General features: G+C 64.8%; 19 protein-coding genes and 3 pseudogenes. 19 read left to right on the plus strand and 3 right to left on the minus strand.

The genetic code is table 11. The annotated features are described in order from the left end of the window. Positions 1–2: 2 nt before the first annotated feature. Positions 3–680, minus strand: coding sequence for an IclR family transcriptional regulator (locus tag SHTP_RS03300; RefSeq protein WP_096369755.1), 678 nt, complete (start codon positions 678–680; stop codon positions 3–5). 128 nt (positions 681–808) lie between these two features. Here SHTP_RS03300 and SHTP_RS03305 point away from each other — a divergent pair, with 128 nt between their 5' ends. The 9 genes and pseudogenes from SHTP_RS03305 (at position 809) to SHTP_RS03340 (ending at position 9,970) form a co-directional block, all read left to right on the plus strand. Continuing rightward, entirely contained in the window at positions 809–1,675 is an 867-nt protein-coding gene (locus SHTP_RS03305) for an alpha/beta fold hydrolase (RefSeq protein ID WP_096369756.1), read from the plus strand. Beyond that, positions 1,675–3,390 (plus strand): bifunctional 3-(3-hydroxy-phenyl)propionate/3-hydroxycinnamic acid hydroxylase, encoded by a 1,716-nt coding sequence (locus SHTP_RS03310; protein ID WP_096369757.1) that lies wholly within the window; start codon positions 1,675–1,677, stop codon positions 3,388–3,390. Before SHTP_RS03305 ends, SHTP_RS03310 begins: the two co-directional genes overlap by 1 nt. Beyond that, positions 3,338–4,258: a 3-carboxyethylcatechol 2,3-dioxygenase gene (locus tag SHTP_RS03315; RefSeq protein ID WP_231991273.1), complete on the plus strand. Its 921-nt coding sequence runs from the start codon at positions 3,338–3,340 to the stop codon at positions 4,256–4,258. The genes SHTP_RS03310 and SHTP_RS03315 overlap by 53 nt, the downstream gene beginning before the upstream one ends. A 68-nt stretch (positions 4,259–4,326) precedes the next feature. Further along, positions 4,327–4,491, plus strand: a pseudogene (locus tag SHTP_RS29635) (FAD-binding protein); the annotation flags it as partial. A 55-nt stretch (positions 4,492–4,546) separates the two neighbouring features. Beyond that, the gene (locus tag SHTP_RS03320) at positions 4,547–6,010 is read left to right on the plus strand and encodes an FAD-binding protein (RefSeq protein ID WP_265338808.1); all 1,464 of its coding nucleotides are present in this window, start codon (positions 4,547–4,549) and stop codon (positions 6,008–6,010) included. 2 nt (positions 6,011–6,012) lie between these two features. Continuing rightward, positions 6,013–7,313: pseudogene (locus tag SHTP_RS03325) on the plus strand (LLM class flavin-dependent oxidoreductase). A 34-nt stretch (positions 7,314–7,347) separates the two neighbouring features. Next, the gene (locus SHTP_RS03330) at positions 7,348–8,163 is read left to right on the plus strand and encodes a coniferyl-alcohol dehydrogenase (protein WP_096369759.1); all 816 of its coding nucleotides are present in this window, start codon (positions 7,348–7,350) and stop codon (positions 8,161–8,163) included. Continuing rightward, positions 8,163–9,152, plus strand: a pseudogene (locus tag SHTP_RS03335) (cyclase family protein). Before SHTP_RS03330 ends, SHTP_RS03335 begins: the two are co-directional and overlap by 1 nt. After that, positions 9,152–9,970 (plus strand): alpha/beta fold hydrolase, encoded by an 819-nt coding sequence (locus SHTP_RS03340; protein ID WP_096369760.1) that lies wholly within the window; start codon positions 9,152–9,154, stop codon positions 9,968–9,970. The pseudogene SHTP_RS03335 and the gene SHTP_RS03340 overlap by 1 nt, the downstream one beginning before the upstream one ends. A gap of 30 nt (positions 9,971–10,000) precedes the next feature. Here the strand turns inward: SHTP_RS03340 and SHTP_RS03345 are convergent, their stop codons facing one another. Next, positions 10,001–11,659 carry a multicopper oxidase family protein gene (locus SHTP_RS03345; protein WP_096369761.1) on the minus strand — a complete coding sequence of 553 codons (1,659 nt, stop codon included), beginning with the start codon at positions 11,657–11,659 and terminating at the stop codon, positions 10,001–10,003. A 129-nt stretch (positions 11,660–11,788) separates the two neighbouring features. Here SHTP_RS03345 and lpqS point away from each other — a divergent pair, with 129 nt between their 5' ends. From lpqS to SHTP_RS03360, 3 genes are all read left to right on the plus strand, one after another. Then, the gene (gene lpqS, locus SHTP_RS03350; protein ID WP_276527074.1) at positions 11,789–12,196 is read left to right on the plus strand and encodes a putative copper homeostasis (lipo)protein LpqS; all 408 of its coding nucleotides are present in this window, start codon (positions 11,789–11,791) and stop codon (positions 12,194–12,196) included. 201 nt (positions 12,197–12,397) lie between these two features. Further along, positions 12,398–13,519: a PLP-dependent cysteine synthase family protein gene (locus SHTP_RS03355; protein WP_096372300.1), complete on the plus strand. Its 1,122-nt coding sequence runs from the start codon at positions 12,398–12,400 to the stop codon at positions 13,517–13,519. Then, positions 13,519–14,796, plus strand: coding sequence for an MFS transporter (locus SHTP_RS03360; protein ID WP_096369762.1), 1,278 nt, complete (start codon positions 13,519–13,521; stop codon positions 14,794–14,796). The genes SHTP_RS03355 and SHTP_RS03360 overlap by 1 nt, the downstream gene beginning before the upstream one ends. 52 nt (positions 14,797–14,848) lie before the next feature. Here the strand turns inward: SHTP_RS03360 and SHTP_RS03365 are convergent, their stop codons facing one another. Beyond that, positions 14,849–15,601 carry an SDR family oxidoreductase gene (locus SHTP_RS03365; RefSeq protein WP_096372301.1) on the minus strand — a complete coding sequence of 251 codons (753 nt, stop codon included), beginning with the start codon at positions 15,599–15,601 and terminating at the stop codon, positions 14,849–14,851. A gap of 195 nt (positions 15,602–15,796) precedes the next feature. On the opposite strand from SHTP_RS03365, the gene SHTP_RS03370 reads away from it, so the two are divergent. The 7 genes from SHTP_RS03370 (at position 15,797) to SHTP_RS03400 (ending at position 22,372) form a co-directional block, all read left to right on the plus strand. Then, complete coding sequence (locus tag SHTP_RS03370) at positions 15,797–16,600, plus strand: SDR family NAD(P)-dependent oxidoreductase (RefSeq protein ID WP_096369763.1); 804 nt, start codon at positions 15,797–15,799, stop codon at positions 16,598–16,600. A gap of 89 nt (positions 16,601–16,689) precedes the next feature. After that, entirely contained in the window at positions 16,690–17,355 is a 666-nt protein-coding gene (locus tag SHTP_RS03375) for a TetR/AcrR family transcriptional regulator (RefSeq protein ID WP_096372302.1), read from the plus strand. A 12-nt stretch (positions 17,356–17,367) separates the two neighbouring features. Then, entirely contained in the window at positions 17,368–17,562 is a 195-nt protein-coding gene (locus SHTP_RS03380) for a ferredoxin (RefSeq protein ID WP_011738685.1), read from the plus strand. Between the two features lie 62 nt (positions 17,563–17,624). Next, positions 17,625–18,809, plus strand: coding sequence for a cytochrome P450 (locus SHTP_RS03385; RefSeq protein WP_420866684.1), 1,185 nt, complete (start codon positions 17,625–17,627; stop codon positions 18,807–18,809). A gap of 148 nt (positions 18,810–18,957) precedes the next feature. Continuing rightward, on the plus strand, positions 18,958–20,019 hold the full coding sequence (locus tag SHTP_RS03390; protein WP_172900624.1) for an amidohydrolase family protein: 1,062 nt from the start codon (positions 18,958–18,960) through the stop codon (positions 20,017–20,019). Between the two features lie 9 nt (positions 20,020–20,028). Continuing rightward, positions 20,029–21,264 (plus strand): M24 family metallopeptidase, encoded by a 1,236-nt coding sequence (locus SHTP_RS03395; RefSeq protein ID WP_096369765.1) that lies wholly within the window; start codon positions 20,029–20,031, stop codon positions 21,262–21,264. After that, entirely contained in the window at positions 21,254–22,372 is a 1,119-nt protein-coding gene (locus tag SHTP_RS03400; protein ID WP_096369766.1) for a M24 family metallopeptidase, read from the plus strand. Before SHTP_RS03395 ends, SHTP_RS03400 begins: the two co-directional genes overlap by 11 nt. Positions 22,373–22,374: the final 2 nt, after the last annotated feature.

Below are 22,374 nucleotides of genomic sequence, written 5' to 3' on the forward strand. Positions count from 1 at the left end.
CTTCAGCTCAGCTGCGTGGACAGCTGCCGCGCGGCGTCGATGACGGCGCCCTTCGCGCGCATCACCACGTCTTCTCGATGCGAAATGAGGTTGATGCAGGTTGGTGGGGCTGGTGCCGGCCGGCTGACCGGCACGGCCAGCCCATAGGTATTCGGTTCGATCTCGCCGAAGGTGGTCACCCAGCCACGCCGGCGCGTCGCGGCGACCAGCTCCCGTTCCCCGGGGCGCGCGGCCATGCTGGCTAGCAGCGCGATGCCGGCCGCGCCGCGGTCCAGGGGATATCTGCTGCCCTCGTGGAAGGCGAGTTGATAGGCGACCTGGGTGGGGACGATCACCGCGAGGGCGACCTGTTCGTCGCCCTCGGCAACCAGCAATGAAACGGTGGTGCCCAGATCATCGGCCAGTGCGCGCAGCGTTGGCAGACTGGGCTGGCGCACGTTGTGGTCGAAGGACGGGCCGAGCACCGCGAGGCCGGCTGCCGGCCGGAAGCGCCCATCTTCGCCCTTGGCCACCAGCCGGAACTGGGTCAACGTCAGCAGCAATCGGTAGGCGATGGTCCGGTGCACCCCGACCCGATCGGCAACTTCCTGCATCGACAGGCCCGTCGGAGACGCGGCGACCAACTGCAGCGCGGTGAGCCCCCGCGCCAACGTCTGCGACCCCGCTCCCGAGCCCGTCACAGTCTTGACACATCCCTATGCGAGAGCGAAGCGCTATATATATCGCACATCAATGTGCGATATTAGCACAATAAGATTCTGAAAAACGAGAACACTATTTCCGCTAGTGGCAGGCCCGGAGAGGAACCGTGACGGACTTCGAGAGCGTGTGGACCGACCTGCAGGGCGTCATGTTCGAGCAGGGCTACCTCACCACCGCGCAGGGAGTTCGGACTCGCTACCTGCGTGCCGGCGAACCGGACCGGCCGCTGCTGATGCTGTTGCACGGATCTGGTGGTCACGCCGAGGCATACGTCCGAAATCTAGCCGCGCACGCCGAGCACTTCTGGACCTGGGCAATCGACATGCTGGGCCATGGCTACACCGACAAGCCGGGTCACCCACTGGAAATCCGCCACTACGTCGAGCATCTGATGGCGGTGCTGCGTGCCATCGGTGCTCAACGCGCAAGCATCAGCGGTGAGTCGCTGGGCGGCTGGGTAGCGGCCCGCGCGGCCGTCGATCATCCCGAAGCGGTTGAACGCCTCGTACTCAATACCGCTGGTGGTTCTCAGGCGGATCCCGAGGTGATGGCGCGCATCGTTACGTTATCGATGGCCGCCGCCGAGAATCCGACCTGGGAGACCGTGCAGGCGCGGATCAAGTGGCTGATGGCGGACAAGTCCAAGGACTACGACGATCTGGTGGCCAGCCGCCAACGGATATACCGCCAGCCGGGATTCGTTGCCGCGATGCGCGACATCATGGCCTTGCAGGATCCGCAGATCCGGGCCCGCAACCTGCTGGGACTGGCCGAGTACGGGGCCATCAAAGCGCCGACGCTGGTGCTCTGGACCAGCCATGACCCGACGGCCGACGTGACAGAGGGGCGCCGGATCGCATCGATGATTCCCGGCGCACGCTTTGAGGTGATGTCGGGTTGCGGCCATTGGCCGCAGTACGAAGACGCCAAGTCCTTCAATCACCGCCATCTCGACTTCCTGATGGGGCACTGATGTCTAGGAAGCGACGACAGAACGACTTTGATGTTCTGCTGGTCGGTGCCGGACCGGTTGGCCTTACCCTGGCCAATATCCTTGGCTTGCAGGGTGTCCGGACGCTGGTCATCGAGGAGCGCGCGACGCTGATCGACTATCCGCGCGGCGTCGGGCTCGACGACGAGGCGTTGCGTACCTTCCAGTCGATCGGCCTGGTCGAGGGCATCCTGCCGCACACGGTGCCCAACCAGATTCTGCGGTGCTTCGATGCCAAGCGCCGGATCCTTGCCGAGATGGCCCCGCCGGACGCGCGTTTCGGCTGGCCGAAGCGCAACGGATTCGTGCAGCCGCTGGTCGATGCGGAATTGCTCCGTGGTCTGGACAGGTTCGACCACGTCGAGGTGTGGTGGGGTCGGCCGGTGACCTCATGTGTGCAGACCGAAACCGCGGTAGCGGTCGAGTGCGGTACCGCAGCAGACGACTCTGGCAAATCGCGGCGGGTGCGGGCCGGCTATGTCGTTGGCTGCGACGGCGGCCGCAGCATCACCCGCCGGATGATGGGTGTGTCTTTCGACGGCACGACCTCGCCTACCCGATGGCTGGTGGTTGATATCGCCAACGACCCGCTGGGACATCCGAACAGCGAGGTGGGTGCGGACCCGAGCCGCCCGTATGCCTCGATCTCGATCGCTCACGGGATACGACGGTTCGAGTTCATGATTCACGCCGATGAGTCTGACGAGCAGGCCGACGATCCGGCCTTCCTGACCAGAATGCTGGCCCGGCTGGTACCGCACCCCGAACGGGTCGAGGTGATCCGGCGCCGCGTCTACACCCATCATTCGCGAATCGCCGGCGCCTTCCGCAGTGGGCGTCTGCTGCTGGCCGGCGACGCGGCACATCTGATACCGGTCTGGCAAGGGCAGGGCTACAACAGCGGCATCCGCGACGCGGCAAATCTGGGGTGGAAACTGGCCGCGGTGGTTCGGGGCCAGGCCGGCGAAGCGCTGCTCGACAGTTACGATTTGGAGCGGCGCAAGCAGGCGCGGGCGATGATCGACCTGTCCACCATGGTGGGTCGGGTGATTTCGCCGACCGACCGCAGAATCGCGGCCGTGCGCAACGCGGTGGTGCGCTCCGCATCGGTGCTGCCCTCGCTCAAGCGCTACGTACTCGAGATGCGGTTCAAGCCGATGCCGCGATACGAGGTTGGGGCCGTCGTGCATGACCGGCCTCGGCGCCCTCGGTCGCCGGTCGGCACGTTGTTCATCCAGCCTCGAGTCGACACACGCGGCCAGCAGAACATCCTGCTGGACGACGTGCTGGGTGGCTGGTTCGCCGTGCTGTGCTGGAACAACAACCCGCGAAAGATTCTCGGGGATACCGCATTTGCTACGTGGAAACCGTTGGGCGCCGAATTTGTTGCCGCGCGCCCGGCGGTCCAGCTGCACTGGACCGGCGACGATGACCCAGACGTGGTGATCGTCGGCGACCGTACGAGTGAAATCAAGGCCTGGTTCGACTCGCACGACGAATCGGTGTTGTTCGTGCGTCCCGACCGCTGCATCGCCGGCGCCTGCATTGCCCAGCTGGCCCCAGACCTGAGCCAATCGCTGGTCACAGCCCTCTCGCTTGCTTCGGGAGGGGGTGACGCCGAAAATGGCTCTGGCTCTGTGCTGTATGTCCCACAGCCCGCTGCTGAATCTACCGGGGCCGCGGCTCGACCTACTTGACGAGGTCCATGCCGCCATTGCGGAGGCCGCCGAGTTCGTGCGTGCCTACGACCCGGACCTGGTGGTCATCTTCTCCCCGGATCACTACAACGGCTTCTTCTACCGAGCGATGCCCCCGTTTTGTATTGGTATGTACGCCAGTGCGGTTGGGGACTACGGCACCCACATCGGTGCGCTTGATGTTCCTACCGACCTGGCAGCGGACTGCGCCAAGGCGGTGCTCGGCGCGGATGTCGACGTGGCCGTATCGGCCAGCATGGACGTGGACCACGGGACCGTGCAGCCGTTGGAAAAGTTGTTCGGAACCGCGACCGCCCGCCCGGTGATACCGATCTTCATCAACGCGATAGCCGCCCCGCTGGGCCCACTGCGGCGGTGCCGAGCGCTGGGCACCGCGGTAGGAACTTTCTTGTCAACCCTGGACCTGCGGGTGTTGGTGATCGGATCGGGCGGGCTCTCCCATAGTCCGCCGGTGCCGACGTTGCACAGCGCAGATCCGCAGGTCCGGGAGCGCATCGTGCACGGCCAGCCTCTGACTCCCGCACAGCGGCAAGCCCGGCAGACCGTCGTGATGGAAGCGGCCAAGAGCTTCGCGGCGGGAAACAGTGACCTACAGCCGCTCAATCCGGCTTGGGACCAGCGCTTCCTGGAAATCATCGACAACGGACACCTCAGCGACCTCGATCGCTGGTCGAACTCGTTCGTCACCCACGAAGGCGGCAGCTCGGCGCATGAAATACGCACCTGGATCTCGGCGTTCGCCGCCATGGCGGTGGCCGGGCCGTATCAGACGAAAGTCCGCTACTACAAGCAGGCGGCCGACCTGATCGCCGGATTCGCCATCCGGACGGCGGTACCGATCCCATGACTGTCGGACCTTGGGGTGACGTCGACCGCATGGTCGACGTGCTCGTGGTCGGATCCGGTGGTGGGGGCATGACCGCCGCGCTGACCGCGGCGTCGAGCGGACTCGACACCCTGGTCATCGAAAAATCCTCATGCTTTGGCGGTTCCACGGCGCTGTCGGGGGGTGGCATCTGGGTTCCCGGGGCTCCCGCGCAACGCCGGGCGGGCTACTCGCCCAACCCCGATGACGTGGTCGGCTATTTGCGACGGATCACCGATGGCTTGGTGAGCGAGGCGCGCATTCGGCAGTATGTCTACTCGGCCCCACAAATGTTGGACTTCTTGGAAGGCCTGTCTGCCTGGCTGGAGTTCGTCTGGAAGCCCGGCTACGCCGACTACTATCCGGAACTGCCGGGAGGCTCGGTGCTGGGCAGCACGATCAACGTGCCACCCATCGATCTGCGCAAGCTGGGCGACGACCAACCTCGCCTGCTCACACCGCTGGCGCTGGCCCCCCAGGGGAATCTGGCTGGGCCCCAAGGAACTGCGGTCCTTCTATCGCATCCGGCAGTCCTGGGCAGGCAAGGCCGTCCTACTCAAACTGGTGACCCGGATGATCCGGGCCAGAGTCTTCGGTGAGCAGATAGCGGCGATCGGACAGTCGCTGGCGGCACGGCTGCGGCTGGCGATGAAGGAGCTAGGTGTCGCGCTGTGGCTCGATGCGCCGCTGGTGGAGCTGCTCACCGACGCCGGGGGAGCGGTGACCGGTGCGGTGGTGCAAACGGAGGGCGGCCGAGAACGGATCGGAGTGCGCGGCGGCGTGATCCTGGCGTCCGGCGGCTTTGACCACGACCTGGCCTGGCGCAAAGAGCATCAACCCCTGGTGGAGCAGGACTGGAGTTTCGGCAACCCCGCGGCACTCGGAGACGGTATCCGCGCGGGCCAACGGGTGGGTGCGGCCGCCGACCTCCTGGACGAGGCGTGGTGGTTCCCGGCGATCCAATGGCCGGATGGCCGAATGCAATTCATGCTCAACGAACGAATGATGCCGGCTCAGTTCATCGTCAACGGAGCGGGCAAGCGCTTCATCAATGAGGCGGCGCCATACATGGACTTCGGTCACGCCATGATCGCGGGCCAGAAATTCGGTGTCACCCATATACCGTGCTGGCTGGTCACCGATCACCGCTCCTTCAATCGCTACGTCGTGGCCGGTCATCTACCGATACCGAAGATTCCCGGGGCCCCGGTACCCACCGGCCGCAAGATCCCAACCGCCTGGCTGGAGTCGGGTGTGGTCAAAGCCGCAACGAGTTGGGCAGAGTTGGCGACCAAGATCGGTGTTCCGGGCGGGCAGCTGCAGGCGACTGCCGAGCGGTTCAACGAACTCGCCGTCTACGGCCACGATGACGACTTCAACCGCGGCGACAGCGTCTATGACAACTATTACGGCGATCCGACGCTGCCCAACCCCAACCTGTATCCGCTCGGAGATCCGCCCTACTACGCATTTCGCATCGTTTTCGGGGATCTGGGGACCTCGGGCGGTCTGCGCACCGACGAGTATGCCCGAGTGCTGCGGCCCGATGACACTACGGTGGGCGGACTCTATGCGGTGGGTAACACCTCCGCCCCGGTGATGGGCCGCAGCTACGCCGGCGCGGGGGCAACCATCGGGCCGGCAATGGCCTTTGGCTTTGTGGCGGCCAAACACCTTGCCACGCGGCTAGATGCGCGGCGCGCGACACCGACCACCCATTTCCACGGAAGGTAGCAATGAAAATCTCACTGTTCTACGAATTCGCTCTACCGCGTCCTTGGGCGCCCAACGACGAGCGGATCATGTTGCAGGACTGCCTCGATGAGGTCGAAGCCGCGGACAAGGCCGGATTCTCCACCGTCTGGCTCACCGAACATCACTTCCTCGAGGAATACTGTCATTCCACCGCGCCGGAGATCTTCTTGGCCGCGGCCAGCCAGCGAACCAAGAACATCCGGCTGGGATTTGGGATCATGCACCTGCCGCCCGCGGTCAATCACCCGGCCCGGGTGGCCGAACGCATCGCGACCCTGGATCTGCTGTCCAACGGACGAGTCGAGTTCGGCACCGGAGAGTCGTCCTCGATTGGGGAACTCGGCGGATTCAACATCGATCCGGCCGACAAGCGTGGGCAATGGGAAGGGCCCTCGAGGTGGCGATCCGGTGCATGATCGAGGAGCCGTTCGCCGGATTCACCGGCGACCACATCCAGATGCCGGCTCGCAATGTGATCCCCAAGCCGATGCAAAAGCCGCACCCACCAGTGTGGGTCGCGTGCACGCGCCCGGCCACCGTGCAGATGGCCGCCCAAAAGTGCATCGGTGCACTGAGTTTCGCTTACACCGGACCGGGTCCGCTCACCGAACGAGTCAACGGGTACTACAAGGAGTTCGAAGAGAACGGCACGCCGGTGACCCCCGCGATCAACCCCAACATCCTGGCCATCGGCGGTGACCTGTCGATGATGGTGGCCAAGACCGATGAGCAGGCACTGCAACGGCTGGGGCAGGGCGGCGGATTCTTCTCCTTCGGGATCATGCACTACTACATGACCGGGATTCACACGCCCGGGCGTACCGGAGTGTGGACCCGGTATCTCGAAGAGATCGAGAAGGACCCGACATTGGCTTACGGCCCGGGACGCGGCGCCATTGGCTGTCCGGCCACCGTGCGCGAATTCCTGCGTGGCTATGAGGAAAGCGGCGTAGACGAAATCATCCTGCTGCTCAACCCGCGCAGTCATGAGGGAACCATGGAATCCATCGAGTTGATGGGCAAGGAGGTGCTGCCCGAGTTCATCGAGCGCGACGCGAAGGCGGTGGCGGACAAGGCCGTGAGACTGGCTCCTGCCATCGAGAAGGTGCAGGCGCGGCGCCAGGAATCGAATGCGCCACAGTTCGACGAGGCCTACTCGTTCGGCGGGTTGCCCACCGGTCGCGGTGGCAAGTTCACTGCCAGCGAGATTCCCGAGGCCATGGCGGAGATCAACGAAGGCCGGGTGCAAGCGGCGCAGCGCCTGAAGGAACAACGCAAGTAGCCGACCAGCACGGTACGCGGATCGGGAAAGGCCGGTGGCCCAGATCGAGCCGCTATGGCGCTATGACGGCCGTCGTGCCGTGGTCACCGGATGCGCAACGGGCATCGGCGAGCGGGCCGTGCATCATCTGACCGGACTCGGGGCGCAAGTCGTCGGACTCGACCAGCGCCAACCCGGATATGAGATCAGCGAGTTTCACCAGATCGATCTCGCCGACCCCGGGTCGATCGATCGAGCCGTCGAGGCCATCGGCGGGCCCGTCGATGCGTTGTTCAACATCGCCGGTGTTTCGTCCGGAATTGGTGACCCGCTGCTGGTCGTCACGATCAACTTCCTGGGGTTACGCCATCTCACCGAGGCACTGCTGCCGATGATGGGCCCGGGTTCGGCGATTGTGAGCGTGTCGTCACTGGCAGCCGCCGGCTACCGCGAACACCATCGCGCTGTGGCGCCGCTGTTGAACACCACGACGATGGTCGAGGGTATCGACTGGTGCAAACGCCACCTGGAGGTGCTGGGCGCCGGCTATCAACTCTCCAAAGAAGCGGTGATCCTCTACACAATGCGAAGTGCGGTCGGTCTCGGTGCGCGGGGCATCCGCATCAACTGCACCGGGCCGGGGGTGACCGAGACGCCGATCCTGGATCAGCTCACAACCGCCTACGGAGCCGAGTTTCTCGACGATATCGCCAAGCCACTGGGCCGGGTCGCAACTCCGGGTGAACAGGCTTCGGTTTTGGTGTTCCTGAATGGTCATGCAGCCAGCTATATTTCGGGTCAGGTCGTACGGGTTGACGGTGGAAACGTGGCGGCATCGATCGCTGGAGAACTCGGGGAAGGACGGACCTGATGGCAGATATGACTGAGTTCCGACGTGTGGCACGGGAGCTCAGCAACTGGGGGAGGTGGGGCGACGCTGACGAGTTGGGCACGCTGAACTTCATCACCGCCGAGAAGGTCCAGCGGGCGGGGAGCTTGGTCCGGCACGGGAAGGTGTTTGCGCTCGGCGTCGACTTCGGGTCATCGGGGCCTCAGGGTGCTTTCGGCTTCCGGCACAATCCAATACATCTGATGACGATCGACGGCGGCGACGCCAGTTCGTTGGCACAGTACGGGCCGGGGTGGGAGCAGAACCCGACCGCGAGGGAGATGGGCAAGTATCTGGTCGACAACCCATTCCGCTTCAACGATGACATGATCATCATGCCGCTACAGGCGGCCACCCAGTGGGATGCGCTGTCCCACGTGTACTACGACGACCAGCTCTACAACGGCTTCCCCGCCGACTCGGTGACCAGCCTGGGCGCCTATCACTGCGGTATCGACAAGGTCGATGTCAAAGGCATCACCTCGCGCGGAGTGTTGCTCGACCTGGTGCGTCATCGCGGAGCCGAGGTCTTTTTGGAGCACGGAAACCCGATCACTCCCGAAGAACTCGACGACGTGGCGCGCTCTCAGGGCGTCACCATCGAGTCCGGCGACATCGTGCTCATCCGGACTGGTTGATGGACGAGATTTCTCATGACCGCAAACAAGACCGAGCCTTACTCGGGTTTGGATTGGCGATGCGCGCAGTGGCTGCACGATCACGAGGTTGCCGCGGTCGCTTCCGACAATCTGCAAGTCGAAGATCCGGTATCCGGCGTCGATGGTCTGTTTCTGCCGTTGCATCTGTTGTGCCTGCGTGACATGGGACTGATGCTCGGCGAGTACTGGGACCTGACCGCGCTGGCCGCCGATTGCGCCGCCGACGGGGTTTATGAATTCCAGCTCGTTGCGCCGCCGCTGCGATTTGTCGGCGCGGTAGGCTCGCCGGTCAACCCGATCGCAATAAAGTAGTGCGGATTCATCGTCGCGCGGTCGCGGTCGACGGCTTGCCTACCAGCTATCTGGAGGCCGGTGACGGGGACCCGGTGGTCTTGCTGCACGGCGGCGAGTTCGGGGCCAATGCCGAAATTGCCTGGGAACACAACATCGGCGTGCTCGGCGGCCGGTTTCGGGTGCTGGCGCCCGACCTCCTGGGTTTCGGGCAGTCGGCCAAGGTGGTTGATTTCGTCGACGGCCGCGGAATGCGCATTCGCCATGTGGCGAGGTTCTGCGATGTGCTCGGCGTTGACTCCGCGCACTTCGTGGGCAATTCGATGGGGGCCATCATGCTGCTGACCGACACGACCTCGGACGCGCCGATGCTGGCTGTGCGGACCATGGCGCTCATCTGCGGCGGCGGGCAGATCCAGCAGAACAGCCACTTTGACGCACTACAGAGCTACGACGCGACCCTGCCGGCAATGCGGCGCATCGTGGCAGCGCTATTTCACGACGCCCGCTATCCGGCCGACATGGACTATGTGCAGCGCCGATACGATTCGAGTACCGCGCCGGGGGCGTGGGAAGCCTTGGCGGCAGCCCGCTTTCGTCGCCCCGGCGCACCCCCCTCGGCTACGCCGTCCAGCAGTCGCCGGTATGACCGCATCACGGTACCCACGATGCTGGTGGAGGGGCGCAACGACAAGCTGCTTCCCAGCGGCTGGGGCGAGCAGATCGCCGGGCAGATCCGGAACGGACACTCGCAGGTTGTCGACCGTGCCGGGCACTGTCCACAGATCGAACAGGCCGGTACCGTCAACGAGCTGATGTTGGATTTTCTCAGTCGTTGAACCCGCCGGGCGCCGCGTCGGGGCCTGCTTTTAGAAGATGTAGTCCAGCAGCGTCATCATGCCGGCCTCACGGTGGTAGCTGTTGTGGCAGTGCAGAACCCAATATCCGGGGTTGTCCGCAACCAGCACCGCCCGCAGTTGTTGCCCCGGCAGCACGATAACGGTGTCCTTGCGTGCCCCGGGCGTGCCGTCGGGTTTGATCATCTGAAATGTGTGGCCGTGCAGGTGGATCGGGTGGTACATCATCGTGGGGTTGTCGAACATCAGGGTTGGCCGTTCGCCGAGGCGCACGGTCAGTGGATGCGTCTTGCTGTAAGGCTCCCCGTTGATGGTCCAGTCGTATTTCGCCATCGTGCCGCCCAGCGTGATCGGCAGGCTCATCTGGGGGTCGGGCCGGCCCAGGTTGACAGCCGTTGTGGCGGTGAACATTTCCACCGTTCCCACCCGCTTGTTGAGTTCGGCGGGCCGAAACTGTGGGTCCGGTGCGGTGCCGGAGCCGGTGGACAGCAGGGCACGCGCCAGCGCGTTCTTTCCCTCCGCGGAGGCAACCAGCGGAAAGACGCCGTCGGCGGCGGTGACGATCACGTCATAGCGTTCGGCCATTCCAATCAGCAGCGCGTCGACCTGGGTCGGAATCACCGGGTAGCCGTCGGTGTGGGTGACGGTCATCGTATGCCCGGCCAATGCGACACGGAACGCGGTGTCGGAGGCGACGTTGATGATGCGGATCCGGATTCGCTGGCCAGGCTTGGCCTTAAACGACGTGGGTGCCGCGGGAATTCGCCCGTTGACCAGGTAGTACGGGTAGGCGATGTCCCCGGCATCTCCGCCGAGCAGGTCGCTCGACCCGACTTCGCCGCTTTCTTCATCCGGCTTGCCCGTCGCCGATGTGGTTGTGGTGGGAGATGTCTTACTGGTTCCGGTGGTTGTCGTTGTCGTGCTGGTTTTGGTGGTCGGAGTTGTCGTGGTGGTCGTCGTACTGGTGGACGTGCTTGGAGCGGTCGATGACCCCGGGAGTTCTTGCATGCGGGGCTTGTTCGGATCCACCAAGGCGTCGAAAAGCTGTTGCGGGCTCTTGCCGACACTGTCGGTCCAGTCGTCGAGGACAACAATCCATTCGGCGTCGTAGCGGTTGGGTTCGGTCGGATCGTCGACGATGAACGGCAGGTACAGGCCGTGGTCGTCCTCGAGGCCGACATGCGGGTGTGCCCAGTAGGTGCCCGCATTCGGGACCGAGAACCGATAGGTGAAGTCCTGGTCTGCGCCGATGTTGGGGGTCGCGGGCTCGGCGCCATCCATGTCGTTGCGTAGCGCGATGCCGTGCCAGTGCACGGAGGTGGCGCGGTCGAGCCGGTTGGACACCGCGACCACCACCTCGTCGCCGACGCTGGCCCGGATCAGCGGTCCCGGAACCGTGTTGCCGAAGGCCAACGTTTGCACCACCGGCCCGCCCAGATCGATCTGTGCCTGTTGCGGGGTGAGGCTGGCGGTAACCGTTCGCCCGGTGTGCGGACGGGCTCGCTCGGCGGCCGCGATCGCATCGGCCATGGCCGTTTCGCCGGTCTGCGTGGTCTGCGAGTGGCCGCAACCGGCCAACGCCAGCCCGCCGGCGATGCCGGCGCCGATGAAGCCGCGCCTACTGAGCTGTGCGCTCCCGAATGGGTGGCCGCCCGTTGGCAGTACCGGCATTAACCGCTCCTCGTCTCGTTCGATTCGGCAGTGCGCATATACCCTGTTTACCCTGCTAGGACATCAGGCATCCCGCAACCCGGAGCCCACCCTTTACGCTATACCAGTAGGGGGTATATAGTGAGCCGCATGAAAGGCCGCCGCGTGGTGTGGACGCGATCCGCGATCGTCGCGCTGGCCTTGGCGTGGGCCGCCACGGTGGTCGCGGCGCAGTGCTGGTTGCCGCAGGTGCACTTGCAGCCGGCGCATTCCGATCACCCCTTGGCAACATCGGTGGGTAGTGAGTTTGTGCTTAGCGCCGACCACGCGCACCTCGTGGACAATTCGACCCCTCCATGCCCGGAACAATTCGCGACGGCGGTGTTGCCCCGGACGGCCACGATGTCGTTCGAATCCGCTCCGGTGGCCGCCGCGGCGGGGATTCCGGGCATTCTCACCTATCTCGTGGTGCCGGCCGGGCGTGGCCCGCCATCGGTGCCAGTCTATGTTCGCGCGGGTCAAGATCTGCTGACCCGGTACTGCCGCGCTCGTCGCTGACTGGTCAGCGCCAGGTCATGGGGACAAACCCGGACCGGGGACCGCTGACCCACATCAAATTGCCGCAGCGCCATCGCGGCCAAATGCAGAAGCGACTAGACAATGAACCCCAATTTGCCCTTGGTAAACGCAGCAAATTCCGCTGGCGACAATCTGAACGTTTCACCCACAGCGCTTCCCGGCCGCTCACACCCGACCTCGATGCGGCCGCGGCCGACTCGGGATCGGTACCGTGTTGTTCCCGAGGGATACCACCCCATTCCCGGTTGTAACCGGCACCCGGGCGCCATGGTCGGCAACACCCCGGTGCTGTGGGTGTCGGGGGACGCGAGTCCAGTCGGCAGCGCCGATCGTGGATTCTGGGCCAAGCTGGAAGGCTTCAACCCCGGCGGCATGAAAGACCGCCCAGCCATGCACATGGTGGAACGGGCCCGCGCCCGCGGTGATCTGGCCCCCGGAGCGGCCATCGTCGAGTCAACGAGCGGCACGCTGGGGTTGGGCCTGGCGCTGGCCGGTTCCGTCTACGGCCATCCGGTCACGCTGGTCATCGATCCGGGACAGGAACTGATCGTCACGCGCATGATGACCGCCTATGGCGCCCGCGTCGACATGGTGACCGAACCGCACCCGGTCGGGGGCTGGCAACAAGCTCGCGAGGACCGAGTTGCGCAGTTGTTGGCCGCTGACCCCAGTGCCTGGAATCCCAACCAATCCAGCAACCCCGACAACGTCGCCGCCTACCGGCCGCTGGCGCTCGAGATGGCGGCTCAACTCGGCCGAGTCGACGTGCTGGTGTGCTCGGTGGGAACTGGCGGCCATTCATCGGGTGTTGCGCGGGTGCTCCGAGAGTTCAATCCCGCCATGCGGCTGATCGGTGTGGACACCATCGGCTCCACAATCTTTGGTCAGCCCGCGTCGAGCAGGCTGATGCGCGGGCTGGGGTCGAGCGTCTTTCCACGCAACGTCGATTACAGCGCCTTCAATGAAGTGCACTGGGTTGCCCCCGCCGAAGCCGTCTGGGCGTGCCGGTCCATGGCGGCTACCCACTACGCCAGCGGCGGATGGAGCGTCGGAGCGGTCGCTCTGGTCGCCGGATGGGCCGCGCGCACCTTGCCGTCGGACATCACTATCGCCGCGGTGTTTCCCGACGGTGCCCAGCGCTACTTCGACACGGTCTACAGCGACGACTACTGCAACGAGCACGGGCTGCTTGGTCAGCGACCCGCGACCGAGCCGGAGGTGATCGCCTCTCCCTCGGCCGCGGTGGTGCAACGTTGGACGCGTAGCGCGACGGTGATCGACCCGACCCAGGTAGCGGCGTGATGGGCTTCCTGGCGCAGTTCCGCAGCTTCAACCGGCCCAGCCGGGTGCTGATGATCAACCAGTTCGGCATCAACGTCGGCTTCTATATGTTGATGCCATACCTGGCCGACTACCTGGCGGGACCGCTCGGTCTGGCCGCATGGGCGGTGGGTTTGGTGATGGGCGTGCGCAACTTCTCCCAACAGGGCATGTTCTTTGTGGGTGGGACGCTGGCCGACCGGTTCGGCTACAAACCGCTGATTGTTGCCGGTTGTTTGATCCGTACCGGTGGGTTTGCGCTACTGGTGGTCGCACAGTCGCTGCCTAGTGTGCTGATTGCCGCGGCGGCAACGGGTTTCGCCGGAGCGCTGTTCAACCCCGCGGTGCGTGCCTATGTGGCCGCGGACTCCGGTGATCGCAAGCTCGAAGCGTTTGCGACGTTCAACATCTTCTATCAGGCCGGGATCCTGCTGGGCCCGCTGGTGGGGCTGGCCTTGCTGACGCTAGATTTCCGGATGACGGTGCTGGGGGCCTCGGCCGTCTTTGCGGTCTTGACGGCCGCTCAGCTGATGGCGTTGCCCCAGCACCTGGCCGACCCTGACACCAAGAACGAGTCGATTCTGCAGGGCTGGAAAGCGATTGTGCGCAACCGCTCGTTCCTGGGCTTCGCGGCCGCCATGACGGGTGCCTACGTGCTGTCGTTCCAGGTCTACCTCGCCCTGCCGATACAGGCATCGTTACTGGCGCCTGGCCACCAATCTGTTTTGGTAGCGGCCATGTTCGCGGTATCCGGGCTGATCGCGATCGCCGGCCAGCTACGCATCACCCGCTGGTTCGCGGCGCACTGGAGGGTAAGTCGCAGCCTGGTGGTCGGGGCTGCGATCTTGGCCATGGCGTTCGTGCCGCTTGCGATGGTGCCTAACGCACAACGTTTCGGCACCGGTGCCGCGGTCGCGGCGCTGTTGGTATCTGCGAGTTTGCTCGCTGTCGCTTCGGCGGCGTTGTTTCCCTTCGAAATGCGCACCGTGGTGGTGCTGGCCGAAGACAAACTCGTGGCGACGAACTATGGCTTCTACAGCACGATAGTCGGCGTCGGAATCCTGGTCGGCAACCTTGCGGTGGGCTCGCTGATGAGCGTGGCACACCGTTTTGGCGCCGATGAAATCGTCTGGGGTGGATTGATTCTGATCGGTCTCGCGACGGTGGCCGGCCTGTATCAGCTGGACCGGCAGGCGACGCGCGCCGAGCGACTGAGCCGGCGTCATCCACCGGCGCAGCTCTGCCAACAGGCGGCCTAGTCGCGCGCAGGAACCCCGAGTCGGCCCCGCCGCAGTGGCCTAGTGTGCAGGTCTAGCCAGCGGCCAGCCAGTCACTGAAGTGGGTGGGATAGATGGTCACATCCTCGTCGTCGGTGGGGACGATGCTGTGCCCATCGAGCACCGCGCCGAAGTAGCGGGCGTTGGGATCGGTGCGTACCTGGCGGGAATCGCCATGTGCGGCAAGCCCCATGCGGGCGAAGTCGTCCATGCCGAACTTGTCCGGGCCGGCGATGTTGGTGGTTCCGTTGAGCGGATCGCTGATCGCAGCTCGAGTGACGCCGGTTGCCACATCGCTGGCCGCGATCGGCTGGATGGCCGCGGTGTGTGACAGGCGCACGGTGTCACCATCGGTGGCCGAATCGGCAATTCCGAGCACGAATTCGAAGAACTGGGTGGCCCGCACAATGGAATACGGCAGATCCGATTCCTTGATCAGCTTCTCCTGGGCGCACTTGGCCCGCAAGTAGCCGCTGTTGGGCACCCGGTCGGTGCCCACGATGGACAGCGCGACGTGGTGGCGCACACCCGCTGTTTGCTCCGCCGCGCGCAGGTTCTTGGTCGATGTGGTGAAGAAATGCAGTACGTCGTCGTCGGCAAAGGAGGGGGAATTGGAGACGTCGACCACCGCGTCGGCTCCGGCAACGGCATCGGCCAGCCCCTCGCCGGTGAGCGCGTTGACGCCCGAGCGCGGCGACGCAGCGACGGCCTGGTGTGCTAGCCCGGTCAACTGGGCGACGACTTGCGATCCGATCAGCCCGCTGCCACCGATAACCAGAATCTTCATGGTCAAGCCCCTCCCGGTCCGCGTGATGGAACTGCTCAATCCAGCATCCTCCGTTTTCGGGCCGATGAAACAGGGAAAGTCCGTGGTTTTCGCGGGTCGCCGGGGGGCGTCAGGGTGATGACGGCTCCGGGTGACAGCAATGGGAGCTAAATCAACTGCTTGACTTAACCTGGCTCGCGCGGATTAACTCGTTCTGTGGTCGACGAATTGGCCGGCAAAATAGCCATTGTCACCGGCGGGGCCTCCGGGATCGGGCGCGCCACGGTGGCGCGGTTTATCGCCGAGGGGGCGCCGGTTGTGATCGCCGACGTCGAAGAGGAGCGTGGGGAGTCCTTGGCGGCCGCGCTGGGCGCCGATGCCATGTTCTGTCGGACCGACGTCTCCCAACCCGAACAGGTCGCGGCGGTGGTGGCCGCCGCCGTCGACAACTTCGGCGGCTTGCACGTGATGGTGAACAATGCCGGTGTCTCCGGCGCCATGCACCGCAGATTCCTCGATGACGACCTGGCCGATTTCCACCGCGTGATGGCCGTCAACGTGCTGGGAGTGATGGCTGGCACCCGTGATGCCGCCCGGCACATGGCCGCCCACGGCGGAGGATCGATCGTCAATCTCACCTCCATCGGCGGGATTCAGGCAGGCGGGGGAGTGATGACGTATCGGGCGTCGAAGGCGGCGGTGATTCAATTCACCAAGTCGGCGGCGATCGAGCTGGCGCACTACGAGATTCGGGTCAATGCGATCGCGCCCGGCAACATCCCCACCCCGCTGTTGGCCTCGTCGGCGGCGGGACTGGATCAAGAGCAAGTCGAGCGGTTCACCGCGCAGATTCGCCAGACCATGCGTGAGGACCGGCCGCTGAAGCGGGAGGGCACGCCCGAGGACATCGCCGAAGCGGCGTTGTACTTCGCCGGTGAACGGTCGCGATATGTCACCGGGACCGTTCTTCCCGTGGATGATGGGACGTTGGCGGGCAAGGTGATTCGCCGCAGCAGGTAGGGCGGCGGGACGATTCCCGGGTCGACCGGCGCCAGCAATTTAAATCAATCGCTTGAATTAATGCCTCGATGCGCGGTTTACTAGGCATCATGACCGCCGTTGGCAGGGCCGTTCGCGGTGAACGGGCCAGCTCCACACAAGAGGCGATCCTGGTCGCGGCCGAGCGGCTGTTCGCCGAGCACGGTGTGTTCGCGGTCTCCAACCGCCAGGTCAGCGAGGCGGCGGGGCAGGGCAACAACGCCGCGGTGGGGTATCACTTCGGCACCAAGACCGATCTGGTTCGCGCTATCGAGCAGAAGCATCGCGTACCGATCGAGCGGCTTCGCGAGCAAATGGTGGCAGCGGCCGCCGCCAAGGGGGCGGCCGCGACGATGCGGGATTGGGTGGCGTGTTTGGTCTGCCCGCTCACCGAACACCTTGCGGTCCTGGGTAATCCGACTTGGTACGCACGGTTTGCCGCGCAGGCGATGACCGATCCCGCCTACCACAACATCATCGTCAAAGATGCGCTGAGTTCGCCGTCGCTGGTTCAGGTCATCGACGGCATCAACAGCTGTCTACCGGATCTGCCGGTCGACGTGCGCTACGAACGCAACCTGATGGCGCGCAACCTCTTGATGCACACCTGTGCCGATCTCGAACGTGCGCTTGCCGCGGGCACCTCGGTGCCGCGACCCTCCTGGCGCGAGGCCGCGACCGGACTGATCGACGCGATAACTGGCCTATGGCTGGCGCCTGTGACAGCGCGCGAGTGAGAAGGGGCGCAGATGAAAGTGATTGTCGATGAAAACATCTGCGCATCGTCGGGCAACTGCGTGATGAATGCACCCGAGATATTCGACCAGCGGGACGAGGACGGTGTGGTCGTCCTGCTCAACGCGAATCCGCCCGCTGAGCTCGCCGAAGGTGCCCGCAGGGCGGCCGCGTCCTGCCCGGCGATGGCAATCAAGATCGAGGAGTGACCGTGTCCGACACGCTCGCAAGCCCCAGCCCCGAGACGGCGGCGGGAATCCCGGACTATCCGATGTCGCGGTCCGCGGGCTGTCCGTTCGCCCCGCCGCCAGGAGTCATGTCCCTGGCGGCAGCTAAGCCGCTAACCAGGGTGCGCATCTGGGACGGCAGCACACCGTGGCTCACCACGGGATATGAGCAAGTGCGCGAGCTGTTTTCCGACTCACGGGTAAGCGTTGATGATCGGCTGCCGGGCTTCCCGCACTGGAATGCGGGCATGTTGTCGACCGTTCACAAGCGTCCCCGGTCGGTGTTCACCGCCGACGGAGAGGAGCACACCCGATTTCGGCGGATGCTGTCGAAACCGTTCACCTTCAAGAGGGTGGAAGCACTGCGCCCCACCATCCAGCAGATCATCGACGAGCACATCGATGCGATGCTGGCCGGCCCGCAGCCAGCCGACCTTGTCGCCAAACTGGCCCTGCCGGTGCCGTCGTTGGTGATCAGCCAACTGCTGGGGGTGCCCTACGAGGACGCCGAGATGTTTCAGCACCACGCCAATGTCGGGCTGGCCCGGTACGCGACCGGTGCGGACACCGTCAAAGGCGCGATGAGCCTGCACAAGTATCTGGCTGAGCTGGTCGAAGCCAAAATGGCGAACCCGGCCGAAGACGCGGTCTCCGATCTGGCCGAGCGGGTCAAGGCCGGTGAGCTCAGCGTCAAGGAGGCCGCCCAGTTGGGCACCGGCTTGCTGATCGCCGGACACGAGACCACCGCAAACATGATCGGTCTTGGCGTGCTCGCGTTGCTGGTGAACCCCGACCAGGCTGGGATTCTGCGGGATGCCCACGACCCCAAGATCGTCGCGAATGCGGTCGAGGAACTGCTGCGCTACCTCAGCATCATTCAAAACGGGCAGCGCCGGGTCGCCCACGAAGACATTCACATTGGCGGAGAAACCATCCGCGCCGGCGAAGGCATCATCATCGATCTCGCTCCGGCGAACTGGGATGCGCACGCGTTCACCGAACCGGATCGGCTATATCTGCACCGCGCGGGCGCCGAGCGCAACGTCGCCTTCGGCTACGGCAGGCACCAGTGCGTCGGCCAACAGCTCGCCCGCACCGAGTTGCAGATTGTCTACCGCACTCTCTTGCAGCGCATCCCCACGTTGACGCTGGCCACTGCGCTCGAAGACGTCTCGTTCAAAGACGACCGCCTGGCCTATGGGGTCTATGAACTACCCGTGACCTGGTGACCACTGTCTCAACCCGGATCCGAATGGAGGATCAATGATGTCGGCCCCAACCAGCTCCGTCTCGCTCTACCCGCCGGAAGGCTTTGGAGCACCCAAGAATCGCCGGGGACATGCCAGCGGCATCAATGTGGGGCTGCCCGAGGGCACGGTGGTGTTCTCGGCCGACAATCACATATCGCTGGCCGCCGACATCTTCTATGAGCGCTTCCCGGACGATCTGAAGGACAAGGCACCGCGTATCTGGTACGAAGACGGTGCTTTTCAGGTCGGGCGCAAGGGCCAGTCGTTCCTTCCGGGCGACTTCAGCGCGGTCCTCATGCAATACGACGACCTGCCCGGGGCCGCCAGCACCAACATCGAGGCGAGGATCCAGGAACTTCGTGAGGACGGGGTCGACAAGGAGCTCGCGTTTCCCAACGCGGTGCTCGCCCTCTTTCACTACCCGGACAAGATGCTTCGGGAACTCGCATTCCGCATCTACAACGAGTACATCGCCGAACTACAGGAGCGCTCCGCCGGTCACTTCTACGGTGCCGGGCTGATCAACTGGTGGGACCCCGACGGAACCCGCCGCACCCTAGAGGAGCTGAAATCGCTTGGACTCAAGACTTTTTTGATGCCGCTAAACCCGGGTAAGGACGACGACGGCAACCCTAACGACTACGCGAGCGCGGCCATGCGGCCAGTCTGGGACGAGATCGAGGCTTCCGGCATGCCGATCACCCACCACATCGGCGAGACCCCGCCCAAGAGCCCCTGTGAGTTCAACAGCGTCGTCGTCGGGATGATGATCAATATCGACGGATTCCGGGAGACGTTCTCCAAGTACATCTTCGGCGGCATCCTCGACCAGCATCCGGGTTTGCGGGTCGGCTGGTTCGAAGGCGGCATCGCCTGGATGCCCTGGGCACTACAGGACGGTGAGCATTTGGTGGCGTCCTATCAGCACATGTTCAATCGGCCGCTCGAGCATGACGTTCGCTACTACTGGGACAAGCACATGAGCGCATCGTTCATGGTTGACCCGCTGGGACTGGAACTGATCGATCGCATCGGGGTCGGCAAGGTCATGTGGTCCTCGGACTATCCGCACAATGAGAGCACCTACGGCTATTCGGAGAAGTCGCTGGCCGCTGTCGTCGACGCGGTCGGGCCGCAGCATGCCGCCCGGATAGTCAGCGGCAACATCACCGAATTCCTAGGACTCTGAGGATTTCTGATGACGACGTTCGCGCGGCCGCCCTCGCCTGAGATGCAGATTCCGGAGCGGCCGGACCTGACCCGGATGCGGCGCGAGACGGGGGCCAGGCTCCGCCGCGCGATGGCCGATCGCGGCGTCGACGCGATGATCTTGTTGGGTAACAGCGCCGTCGTCTACGCCACCGGCGCCAGTTGGCCGCTGGGAGATGCCGGGCTGTCCTACGTTGAACGCCCGGTGGCGGTGGTGCTGGCCGGCCACCCGTGGCCGCACCTGTTCCTGCCGTTTCGGGAGGGCGCATCCCAGGAGTCGGAGTTGCCCTCCGATCACCTGCACGGTCCGGTCTACCTCGAATTCGACGAAGGAGTAGAGAATTTCGCGCGCCTGCTGTCGGAGCTGATCCCACCGGCAGCCACCATCGCGGTCGACGAGTTGACCGGTGCCATGGCACGAGCCGCAAAGCTGCTGTTCCCCAGCGGTGCCCCCGTCGATGCGAGCGCCGTCGTGAGTGCCGCCAAGGTGATCAAGACCTCAGATGAACTCGCGTGCATCCGCAACGTCGTCCGAATCACCGATGAGGCGATGGTGCAAGTGCACGAGGCGCTGGCGCCCGGGATTCGGCAGATCGAGCTATCCGCTCGTTTTCTGCGCCGGGCCTTCGAACTGGGTGCCACCGCCAGCATGCTCGAACCGATCTGGCAGGTCATGCCGGCAAGCAGGGCCGAGGGTGTGTGGACCACCCACGGCGACTTGGCGCTGCCGCTGCTGAGCACCGAGCGAGAACTCGCCGCAGGCGACGTGCTGTGGACCGACGTGAGCATCACCTACCAGGGCTACTGCTCAGACTTCGGGCGGACCTGGATCGTGGGGCGTGACCCGCAGCCACGGCAACAGCAACAGTTCGACAGGTGGCGCGAAATCATGAGCGCCGTGGTCGCCGTGGCCCGCGCCGGCGCGACGGCAGCCGAGTTGGCCAGGGCCGCAACGGCGGCCAACGGCGGTGCTCGGCCCTGGTTGCCGCACTTCTATCTGGGCCACGGAATCGGTGTAAACGCGGCCGAAATGCCGATGATCGGAACCGATCTCGGTGACGAGTTCGATGAGAACTTCGTGCTGGAGCCGGGCATGGTGCTGGTGCTCGAGCCAGTTGTGTGGGAAGACGGTACCGGAGGCTACCGCAGTGAAGAGGTGCTGGTGATCACCGAGGAAGGCTCGACGCGCTTGACCGACTACCCGTATGACCCTTATGTCGACTGAAGTACTGCCCGACAATCGGGCGCTGCGTTGCGGGCGCCGGCAACGTGCGCTCGAGCAGATGGCGGCCCACGATCTCGATGTCCTGGTTCTCGGTAGGCAGGCCAACGTCCGCTATGTCTCGGGCACTCCACAACTTTGGGTCGCTGGGACTAGGCCGTTCGGCCCCACCTGCGTCCTGGTCCGCGCGACAGGTGCCATTCATCTGCTCAGCACCTGGGATGAAGGCGTTCCCGATGACATCCCGCACGAGAACCTCTATGGCATCTCGTGGAACCCGATGAACACCATTTCGGTGCTCGAGCGCATCGACGGTGCCGCCACCGCCCGGCGGGTGGGGACCGACGCGCTGTCACCGGTCTTCGCCCAGCTGCTGCCGCAGGCATTTCCCAACGCGGAGCTAGTCGACGGCGAGCTCGCGATGCGCGCCGCCCGGCGGATCAAGACGGACGAGGAGGTGGTCGCGCTGCGGGCAGCCATCGCGGTCGCCGAGTCCGGGCTGGCCGCGGCGGTAGCCGAGCTGCGAACCGGGGTCAGTGAACAGCTGCTGGCCGGCGTGCTGGTGGAAGCGGTGTTGGCCGGCGGCGTCAGCACTCCCTCCAATCAGGATGTGGCGTGGGTGACTTCGCGCGAGCACCCGTGGCGGCGGGCCAGCGGCGATCGTCGCGTCCGGTCCGGGGACTTGGTGGTCTTCTCCGCGGGGGTCCTGGCCGGCGGATACATCGGCGAGGTGGGCCGAACCTGGCCCGCAGACGGTGTTGCGGGCGCCGCGCCGCTGTACCAACGATGGGCGAAGCTGTGGGATGGGCTGCTTTTAGCGTGCCAGCCGGGTGCGGGGGCCGGCGAATTGCTGAATGCCTACCGGCAGGCCGGAGAACCGGCCCCGCCGATGCCGGTAGCGCGGGGCCTGGGAATGGGCTTCGACCCGCCCGTCATCTCCGCCCAGCTGCCCGCGACGGCGGCCAATGACCGATTGGAGCCGGGAATGGTTCTTGCCGTGACGGGTTACGTGTGGGAGGCGGGGGTGGGCGCAGTGTTTGGCCGCGAAGCGGTGTTGGTCAACGCCGATGGACCCGAGGTGTTGACCGCCAGCCCGATGTGGCAGGCCTAGCC

It is taken from the genome of Mycobacterium ulcerans subsp. shinshuense, from assembly GCF_002355775.1.
Lineage (GTDB): Bacteria > Actinomycetota > Actinomycetes > Mycobacteriales > Mycobacteriaceae > Mycobacterium > Mycobacterium marinum.